The organism is Streptomyces sp. NBC_00872, from assembly GCF_045161915.1.
Lineage (GTDB): Bacteria > Actinomycetota > Actinomycetes > Streptomycetales > Streptomycetaceae > Streptomyces.
The window spans coordinates 8713465-8723831 of record NZ_CP108806.1; the positions used below are offsets into that span (position 1 = coordinate 8713465).

General features: G+C 72.9%; 1 protein-coding gene. It reads left to right on the forward strand.

Features of this window, described 5'->3' with window-relative positions; all coding sequences use genetic code 11:
• Window positions 1-55 precede the first annotated feature (55 nt).
• Window positions 56-10261 (forward strand): type I polyketide synthase, encoded by a 10206-nt coding sequence (locus OG214_RS36860; protein ID WP_405987250.1) that lies wholly within the window; start codon window positions 56-58, stop codon window positions 10259-10261.
• The last annotated feature ends 106 nt before the right edge of the window (window positions 10262-10367 follow it).

Sequence of the window (10367 nt, forward strand, 5' to 3'; positions counted from 1 at the left end):
TAAATCGCTGCTTTCGTTCGCGACCCGATGATGACCCGATGATGAGGACGGACCGGTGCCAGAAGACCAGCAGGAAAAAGTCGTCGACTACTTGAGGCGGGTCACCTCGGATCTCCGCCGTGCGCGTCAGCGGATCGGAGAGCTGGAACTCACCAAGAACGAGCCCATCGCCCTGGTGGGAATGGGCTGCCGTCTCCCCGGCGGTGTCCGTTCCCCGGAGGCGCTGTGGGAACTGGTCGAATCCGGTGGCGACGCCATATCGGGATTTCCCGGGGACCGCGGCTGGAATCTGGAGCGGCTCACCGGTGACGGCGAGGGAAGCAGCGCGACCCACGAAGGCGGATTCCTTTACGAGGCGGCGGAATTCGACGCCGGATTCTTCGGGATCTCCCCGCGCGAGGCGCTGGCGATGGACCCCCAGCAGCGCATGCTGCTGGAGGTGGCCTGGGAGGCGCTGGAGCGGGCCGGGATCGCCCCGACCTCACTGCGCGGCAGCCGGGCCGGGGTCTTCGTCGGCGCCTACCACTGGGGACAGCCGTCGGCCGCCTCGGCCGGCGAACTCCAGGGACACGCGCTGACCGGTACCGCCGCGAGTGTGCTGTCGGGACGGCTCGCCTACACCCTCGGTCTCGAAGGCCCGGCCATCACCGTCGACACCGCGTGCTCCTCCTCACTGGTCGCCCTGCATGTGGCGGCCCAGTCGCTGCGCAGCGGAGAGTCCTCACTCGCCCTGGTCGGCGGCGTCACCGTACTGACGGAGCCCTCGGTCTTCGTCGAGTTCAGCAAGCAGGGCGGCCTAGCCCCCGACGGCCGCTGCAAGGCGTTCTCCGACGACGCGGACGGCACGGGCTGGGGGGAGGGCGTCGGCGTACTCGTCGCGGAACGGCTCTCCGACGCCCGGCGCCACGGGCACCGGGTGCTCGCGGTGCTGCGCGGCAGCGCGGTCAACCAGGACGGCGCGTCCAACGGGCTCACCGCGCCCAACGGTCCCTCCCAGGAGCGGGTGGTCCGTCAGGTTCTCGCCACGACCGGGCTGTCGCCGTCGGAGGTGGACGCGGTGGAGGCGCATGGTACGGGGACGAGGCTGGGTGATCCGATCGAGGCGCAGGCGCTGTTGGCGACCTATGGGCAGGGCCGTGATCCGGAGCGTCCGCTGTGGCTGGGTTCGCTCAAGTCGAACATCGGGCACACGCAGGCCGCGGCGGGTGTGGCGGGTGTGATCAAGATGGTGATGGCGCTGCGTCATGGTGTGCTGCCGCGTACGTTGCACGCGGAGGTTCCGTCGTCGCATGTGGACTGGTCGTCGGGTGCGGTGCGGTTGTTGTCGGAGTCGGTGGAGTGGCCGGAGACGGGGCGTCCGCGCCGGTGCGCGGTGTCGTCGTTCGGTATCAGCGGCACCAACGCCCATGCGCTGCTGGAACAGGCCCCGGCCGAGGAGCGCGCCGAGGAGGCGTCCGAGCCGGGCGGCGCGGATCCGGGCGCCGCACCCGGCGTGAGTCCGGGCGTGAGTCCGGGCGTGGCGCTTGCCGCGGTGCCGTGGGTGGTGTCCGGGCGGGGCGAACCGGCGGTACGGGAGCAGGCGCGGGCTCTTGTCACACGGCTGGAGGCGAGCACTCCCGCGCCACGGCCGGCCGATATCGGCTTCTCCCTCGTCACGACCCGGGCGCTCTTCGAGCACCGCGCCGTCATGGTCGGCACGGACCATGAGCAACTCCTGGCGGCGACAGGCGCGTTGGCCGCCGGACACTCCACGACCGAACTGGTCGAGGGTGTCGCGGATGTCGAGGGGAGGACGGTGTTCGTCTTTCCGGGGCAGGGGTCTCAGTGGGCCGGGATGGGTGCTCAACTCCTGGACGAGTCGCCGGTGTTCGCCGGGCGGATCACTGAGTGCGCCGTGGCTCTGGGTGAGTTCGTGGACTGGTCGTTGGTGGATGTGCTGCGGGGTGTGGAGGGTGCTCCGACGCTGGAGCGGGTGGATGTGGTGCAGCCGGTCTCGTTCGCGGTGATGGTGTCGCTGGCGGAGCTGTGGCGTTCGTACGGTGTGGAGCCGGATGCGGTGGTGGGTCATTCGCAGGGTGAGATCGCGGCGGCCGTGGTGTCGGGTGCGCTGTCTTTGGCGGATGGTGCGCGGGTGGTGGCGTTGCGGAGTCAGGCGATCGGGCGTCGGCTGGCGGGGCGTGGCGGGATGATGTCCGTTCCGCTGCCGGTGGTGGAGGTGGAGGGCAGGCTTGAGGCGTGGCCGGGCCGGATCTCCGTCGCGGCTGTCAATGGTCCGCGTTCCGTGGTGGTGTCGGGTGAGCCGGGTGCGCTGGACGAGTTGTTCGCGGAGCTGACGGGTGAGGATGTGCGGGTCCGTCGTATCGCGGTGGACTACGCGTCGCATTCGGCGCAGGTCGAGGATCTGCGCGAGGAACTGCTCGATGTGCTGGGGCCGGTGCGTCCTCGTGCGGCGGAGGTGCCGTTCTTCTCCACGATGGCGGGTGGGTGGCTGGACACGGAGGAGATGGACGCGGAGTACTGGTTCCGCAACCTCCGGCAGCGCGTACTCTTCGCGGACGCCGTCGCCGAACTGCTCGCCACCGAGCATCGCGCGTTCGTGGAGGTCAGCTCGCATCCCGTACTGGCCATGGCCATGCAGGACATGACCGAGGCGTACGGTGAACCCGCCGTCGTCACAGGCACTTTGAGGCGCGACCGGGGCGGTCTGTCGCGGTTCCTGCTCTCCGCCGCCGAGATCTTCGTACGGGGTGTGGAGGCCGACTGGCCCCGTGTGTTCGCCGGCACCGGCGCCCGACAGGTGGACCTGCCCACGTACGCCTTCCAGCACGACCGCTTCTGGCACATCCCCACCGCTCCCGACGAGACCGCCGCGCCCGATCCGCTGGACGCGGAGTTCTGGGCGGCGGTCGAAGAGGAGGACGTCTCCGCGCTGACCTCCGCCCTGGGCACGGACGAGGACTCGGTCGCCGCCGTGCTGCCCGCGCTGTCGTCCTGGCGCAGGTCGCGCCGGGACCGCTCCACCGTCGACTCCTGGCGCTACCGGGTCGTGTGGTCGCCGCTGGGCACCGTGCCGTCGGTGCCGCTGTCGGGCACCTGGCTGGTGGTCTCCACCGAGGGCATCGACGACAGCGAGACCGTCGGAGCCCTGAGCGCCCACGGCGCCGAGGTACGGCGGCTCGTACTGGACGAGCCCTGTGTGGACCGTGCGGTCCTCGCCGGGCGGCTGGCCGGTCTCGACGGGGTCGGTGATCTCGACGGAATCAATGGTATCGACGGGATCGACAGGATCAACGGGATCGACGGGATCGTGTCGGTCCTCGCCGAGGCGGAGGAGCCCGGGGAGCGCTATCCGGGTCTGGCGCTCGGACTGGCGCTGACGGTCTCTCTCGTGCAGGCGCTGGGCGACTCCGGGATCGACGCGCCGCTGTGGTTCCTCACCCGGGGCGCCGTCTCCACCGGGCGCTCCGACGCGCTCACCCGTCCCGCCCAGGCACAGGTGGCGGGCGTGGGCTGGACGACGGCCCTGGAGCATCCCCGGCGCTGGGGCGGTGTGATCGATCTGCCCGCCACTCTCGACCGGCGGGCCGCCGGGCGGCTGGCATCGGTCCTGGCCGGCGCCGCCCGCGAGGAGGACCAGCTCGCCATTCGTGCCTCCGGTGTGTTCATCCGCCGTATCGTCCGCGCGGGATCCGGCGGACAGGTGGCCGGCGGACAAGGATCCGACAGGCACGGGTCCGACAGGCAGGGATCCGACAGGCGGGGATCCGGGGGGCGGGGCCCGTCCCGTACCTGGACACCGCGCGGCACGACACTGATCACCGGCGGCTCAGGAACACTCGCCCCCGATCTCGCGCGCTGGCTGGCGGACCAGGGCGCCGGGCATGTGGTGCTCGCCAGCCGCCGGGGCATGGCCGCCCCGGGCGCGCCCGAACTCGTCGCCGAACTTGCCGGGTCGGGCACCGAGGCCGTCGCGGTCGCCTGCGACATGACGGACCGGGACGCGGTGGCATCGCTGCTGGCGGGGCTCAAGGCCGAAGGACGTACGGTACGCACCGTCATCCACACCGCCGCCGTCATCGAGCTGTACACCCTGGACGAGACGACGATGGAGTCCTTCTCCGACGTCGTGCACGCCAAGGTCGCCGGAGCCCGCCATCTCGACGAACTGCTCGACGACGACCTGGACGACTTCATCCTCTACTCGTCCACCGCCGGGATGTGGGGCAGCGGTCATCACGCGGCCTATGTGGCGGGCAACGCGTATCTCGCCGCGCTCGCCGTCGACCGGCGGGCGCGCGGGCTGCGTGCCACCTCGGTCCACTGGGGCAAGTGGCCCGACGACATCGAACGCGAGCTGGCGGACCCGCACCACATCCGCCGCAGCGGTCTGCGCTATCTGGACCCGAAGGTCGCGCTGAGCGGACTGCGTACGGTCCTGGAGGACGACGAGACCGTCATCGGGCTCACGGACATCGACTGGGACACGTACCACCCCGTCTTCACGGCGGGCCGCCCCACGCGCCTCTTCGACGAGGTGCCGGAGGTCGCACGCCGGCTGGGCGGGGACGAGCCGGAGACAGGGGCGCGGCCGGAGACGAGCGGTCTCACCGCGCGGCTGCGCGAGCTGACCGCCCCCGAGCGGGAACGTCTGGTGCTGACCCTGGTCCGGACGGAGGCGGCGGCCGTCCTCGGCCATGCCTCGGCCGAGGCGTTCCCCGAGCGGCGCGCCTTCCGCGACATCGGCTTCGACTCGGTCACCGCCGTGGACCTGCGCAACCGTATCGTGGCCGCCACCGGTCTCCCGCTGCCGTCGACCATGGTGTTCGACTACCCCAACGCCCTCGCGCTGGCGGGCTTCGTGCGGTCGGCGGCACTGGGCGGCGACGACCGGGCGCCGACGTCCCCCGGCCCTTCCTCGGCAGGTCCTGGCCCCTTCGCGGCAGGTCCCGGTGCCGGAGCCGGTGCCGGGACCGACGACGACCCGATCGCCATCATCGGGATGAGCTGCCGCTACCCAGGCGGCGCGGGCTCGCCCGAGGAGCTGATGCGGCTGGCCCTCGACGGCGCCGATGTGATCTCGGAGTTCCCCGCGGACCGGGGCTGGGACGCGGCGGGGCTCTACGACCCGGACCCCGACCGGCAGGGCAGGACCTACTCCCTCCAGGGCGGATTTCTGCACGAGGCCGCGGAGTTCGACCCCGGCTTCTTCGGGATCTCCCCGCGCGAGGCGGTCGCCATGGATCCGCAGCAGCGGCTGCTGCTGGAGACCTCGTGGGAGGCGTTCGAGCGCGCCGGTATCGAACTGGACGCGCTGCGCGGCAGCGCGGCGGGCACCTTCTTCGGCGCCAGCTACCAGGACTACTCGTCGAGCGTGCGGAACGGTACCGAGGGCTCCGAGGTGCACATGGTCACCGGCACGGCGGCCAGTGTGCTGTCCGGGCGGGTCTCGTATCTCTTCGGCTTCGAGGGGCCCGCCGTCACCGTCGACACCGCGTGCTCGTCCTCGCTCGTCGCGATGCATCTCGCCTGCCAGTCCCTGCGCAGCGGTGAGAGTTCGCTCGCGCTGGCCGGCGGCGCGGCCGTGATGGCGACCCCGCACGCCTTCGTGGGCTTCAGCCGGCAGCGGGCTCTCGCGCTCGACGGCCGCTGCAAGCCGTTCTCCGAGGCCGCCGACGGTATGACCCTGGCCGAGGGCGTCGGTGTAGTCCTGCTGGAGCGGCTCTCGGACGCCCGGCGCAACGGACACCGTGTCCTCGCCGTCGTACGGGGCTCGGCGATCAACCAGGACGGCGCGTCCAACGGACTCACCGCCCCCAACGGCCCTTCCCAGCAGCGGGTGATCCGCCAGGCCCTCGCCAATGCCGGTCTGTCGCCGTCCGAGGTGGACGTGGTGGAGGCGCACGGTACGGGGACGAGGCTGGGTGATCCGATCGAGGCGCAGGCGCTGCTGGCGACCTATGGGCAGGGCCGTGATCCGGAGCGTCCGCTGTGGCTCGGGTCGGTCAAGTCGAACATCGGGCACACGCAGGCCGCGGCGGGCGTCGCCGGTGTGATCAAGATGGTGATGGCCATGCGCGAGGGAGTACTCCCCGGAACGCTCCACACGGACATCCCCTCGTCCCATGTCGACTGGAGCGCGGGCGCGGTGGAGCTGCTGCGCGAGCGGACCGAGTGGCCGGCCGCGGACCGTCCCCGGCGCGCCGGGGTGTCGTCCTTCGGGATCAGCGGCACCAACGCGCATCTGATCCTGGAACAGGCCCCCGAAACCGAGACCGAGACCGAGACCGGGACCGACGCAGAGGCCGCTGGTGCAGATGTGGCCGCGGGTGCGGGTGCGGAACGTACGGAGGAGTACGCGGACCAGCCGGGACACGTGCGGCAGCCCGCGTGGAAGCCGGACGGCGAGACCGGCCAGGACACCGGAACCGGGCGGGCGCCCGTGGTGCCCTGGCTGATCTCCGCGAAGTCCGAGGCGGCGCTGCGCGAGCAGGCGGCCCGGCTCCTCGCCCGCGTCGAGGCGGACCCCGCCCTGTCGCCCGCGCGCGTCGGGTGGTCCCTCGCGACCACGCGGTCCACCTTCGACCACCGCGCGGTGGTCCTCGGCGCGAGCCGGGCCGGTCTCCTGCGCTCCCTCGACGCCGTCGTCACGGCCGGCAGCGCGCCCGGTGTGGTGCGCGGCACCGTCGGCGAGGGTTCGACGGGCCCCGTGTTCGTCTTCCCGGGCCAGGGCTCCCAGTGGTGGGGGATGGGCCGTGAACTGCTCGCGGGTTCCGAGGTGTTCCGCGAGACCGTGGACGCCTGCGCCGCCGCTCTCGCCCCGTACATCGACTGGTCGCTGCACGACGTGCTGGGCGGCGAGGGAGATCCCGCGCTGCTCGAACGGGTCGATGTGGTCCAGCCCGCGCTGTTCTCGATGATGGTCGCGCTCTCCGCGCTCTGGCGCTCGTACGGTGTCGAGCCCGCGGCGGTCGTCGGTCACTCGCAGGGCGAGATCGCCGCCGCCCATGTGGCGGGGGCCCTGACCCTGGAGGACGCCGCCGCCGTCGTCGCCCTGCGCAGCCAGGCCCTGCCCCGGCTGTCCGGCCTCGGCGGCATGATGTCGGTGGCCGCGCCCGTCGGGCGGGTGACCGGCCTGCTGGAGCCCTGGGGCGCACAGCTCTCCGTCGCCGCCGTCAACGGGCCGTCCTCCGTCATCGTCTCCGGAGACGCGACGGCGCTCGACGAACTGCTCGCCCTCTGCGGGGAACAGAACGTACGGGCCCGTAAGGTCTCGGTCGACTACGCCTCGCACGGCGCGCACGTGGAGGCCGTACGTGACGAACTGGCCCGGGTGCTCGCTCCGGTCACGTCCGCGGTCCCGGGGGTGCCGTTCTACTCGACGGTGACCGGCGGCCGGGTGGAGGACGCCGTGTTCGACGGCGGCTACTGGTACACCAACCTCCGGCAGACCGTACGGATGGAGGAGGCGACCCGGGCTCTGCTGGCCGACGGACACCGTGTCTTCATCGAGGTCAGCCCGCATCCCGTGCTGGCCGCGGCCATCCAGGAGACCCAGGAGGCCTACGGAACCCACGGGGTTCACGGGATTCACGCGATTCATGGGACCGAGGAGGGCCAGGAAACCCAGGAGGGCCACGGGGCCGAGGTGTCGGCCGTCGCGGCCGTCGCGGGCTCCGCGGTGGTGCTCGGGTCGCTGCGCAGGGACGAGGGCGACACCCGGCGCTTCCTGGCCTCCCTCGCCGAGGCCCATGTGCACGGCGCCCGGGTCGAGTGGCGCACGGCGTTTCCGGAGGGCGCGTTTCCCGAGGACGTTCGCGAACCGGTCGAACTGCCCACGTACGCATTCCAGCGCCGGCGGTACTGGCCCGAGCAGCGGCCCGCGGGGACCCTCGGGTCTGCCGGGAGCGCCGGGAGCGAGGCGGACGCCGCGTTCTGGCAGCTCGTCGAGAGCCAGGACCTGGAGTCCCTCGCCGGTGAACTGGGCGTCGCCGCCAACGGTGAACTGTCCTCGCTGGGCGCGGTCCTGCCCACACTCTCCGCGTGGCGTGCCAAGTCGCGCGAGCGCTCCACCGTCAACGAATGGCGCTACCGCGTCGACTGGACCCGGCTGAGCGACCCCGGCGGCGTCACCGGTTCCGGCTCCGCCACCGGTCCTGGCTCCGCCACCCATCGGGACGGCCGTCCCGCCACCCGCCCGGTCGGCCGCTGGCTCGCGGTGGTCGCCGCGGGCGGGACCGACGACCCCTGGGTCTCCGGCGCGCTCGCCGCGCTGGGCCCGGACACGGTCCGCTTCGAGGCCGACGCGGGCGCGGACCGTACCGCCTGGGCCAAGCGGCTGGCCGAACTGACCGCCGACGGAACGGAGTTCGCCGGCGTACTGTCCCTGCTGGCCCCGGTCGAGGAACGGCACCCGGACTTCGCCTCCGTGCCCGGCGGACTGGCACTCACCCTCACCCTCGTCCAGGCGCTCGGCGACGCCGGGCTGCGCGCCCCGCTGTGGTGCGCCACCCGAGGCGCCGTCTCGGTGGGACGCGACGACCGGCTCTCCCATCCCGTGCAGGGCGCCCTGTGGGGTCTCGGCCGGGTCGTGGCGCTGGAGCACCCGGACCGCTGGGGCGGTCTTGTCGACCTGCCCGACACGCTCGACGCACGGGCCGGCGCCCGGCTGACAGCCGTACTCGCCGGGCTCTACGGACCGGACGGCACGGGCGGCGCAGGCGGACCGGACGGCGCGGGCGGCGCGGGCGGTCTGGGCGGACCCGGCGGCGAGGACCAGATCGCCATCCGGCCCTCCGGTGTCTTCGGCCGCCGTATGGTGCACGCCGCGCCCACGACCGGTACCCCCGAGCGCCACTGGCGGAGCCGGGGTACGGCACTGATCACCGGGGGCACCGGCGGTATCGGCGGCCGGATCGCCCGGTGGCTGGTCGAACGCGGCGCCGCCCATGTGGTGCTGACCAGCCGGCGCGGCGAGGACGCGCCCGGCGCGCCCGGACTCCGCGCCGAACTGGAGGAGCTGGGCGCCCGGGTCACCGTCGCCGCCTGCGACGCCGCCGACCGTGACGCGCTCGCCGCCGTCCTCGCGGCCATCCCCGACGACGCGCCGCTGACCTCGGTGTTCCACGCCGCCGGGGTGGCGGACGGCGACGACCCGGTCGAGTCGCTGACGCTGGCACGGCTCGACGCGCTGATGCGCGCCAAACTGACCGCCGCCCTCCATCTGCACGAACTGACCCGCGACATCGAACTCGACGCCTTCGTGCTGTTCTCGTCGGGAGCGGCGGTCTGGGGCAGCGGCGGCCAGCCCGGTTACGCGGCGGCCAACGCGTTCCTCGACGCACTGGCCGGGCACCGCAGGGCCGAGGGGCTCACCGCCTCGTCGGTCGCCTGGGGCACCTGGGCCGAGGTCGGCATGGCCACCGTCGACGAGGTCCACGAACGGCTGCGGCGCCAGGGCGTCATGCCCATGGAACCGGCCCCGGCGATCGCCGCGCTCCAGCGGATGCTGGAGGACGACGACACGGAGCTCACCGTCACCCGGATGGACTGGGAGCGGTTCACCCCCGGCTTCACCGCGGCCCGGCGCAGCCCGCTGCTCTCCGGGATCCCGGAGGCGGGCCGCGCGCTGGCCGCCGACAGCGCCGTACCCACCGGCGACGGGGCCACGGCCACCCCGGCCGCCCCGCTGCTCAGGCAGCGGCTCGACGCGCTGCCGACCGCGGAGCGCGCTCGCGCGCTGCTGGAAGCGGTACGGGCCGACGCGGCGTCGACGCTCGGCCATGACACGGCCGGGGCCATTCCCGCGACGCGGGCCTTCCGCGACGTCGGATTCGACTCCGTGACCGCCGTCGAACTGCGCAACCGGCTACGGGCGGCTCTCGGCCTGCCCCTGCCCGCCGCCCTGGTCTTCGACCACCCCACCCCGGCGGCCCTCGCCCGGCATCTCGGCTCACTGCTGTTCCCAGCCGCTCCCGAACGGGACGGCACGAACGGCGGGAGCCGGGCGAACGGCGGGGACGGTACGAACGGCGTGGACGGTACGAACGGCGGGGAACGGCCGGACGATCCGGACGCGCGGATCCGTCACGCCCTCGCCTCCGTTCCCATCAGCCGGCTCCGTAAAGCGGGACTCCTGGACATGGTGCTCCGGCTCGCCACCGACGACGCCACCGAGGCCTCCGCCCCGGCCGTGCCCGGCACGGACGGCTCGCTCGACGACATGGACGCCGAAAGCCTGCTGCGGCTCGCCACCGAGATCTAGTGCTCCCGGCAGGAGTGCCGTCCCGGCAACGGGCTCCGGCGCCCTCCCGGCGACGAGATCCCGTGCCCTCCCGGCGACGCGAACCGAAAGAGATCTGGAGAGATCG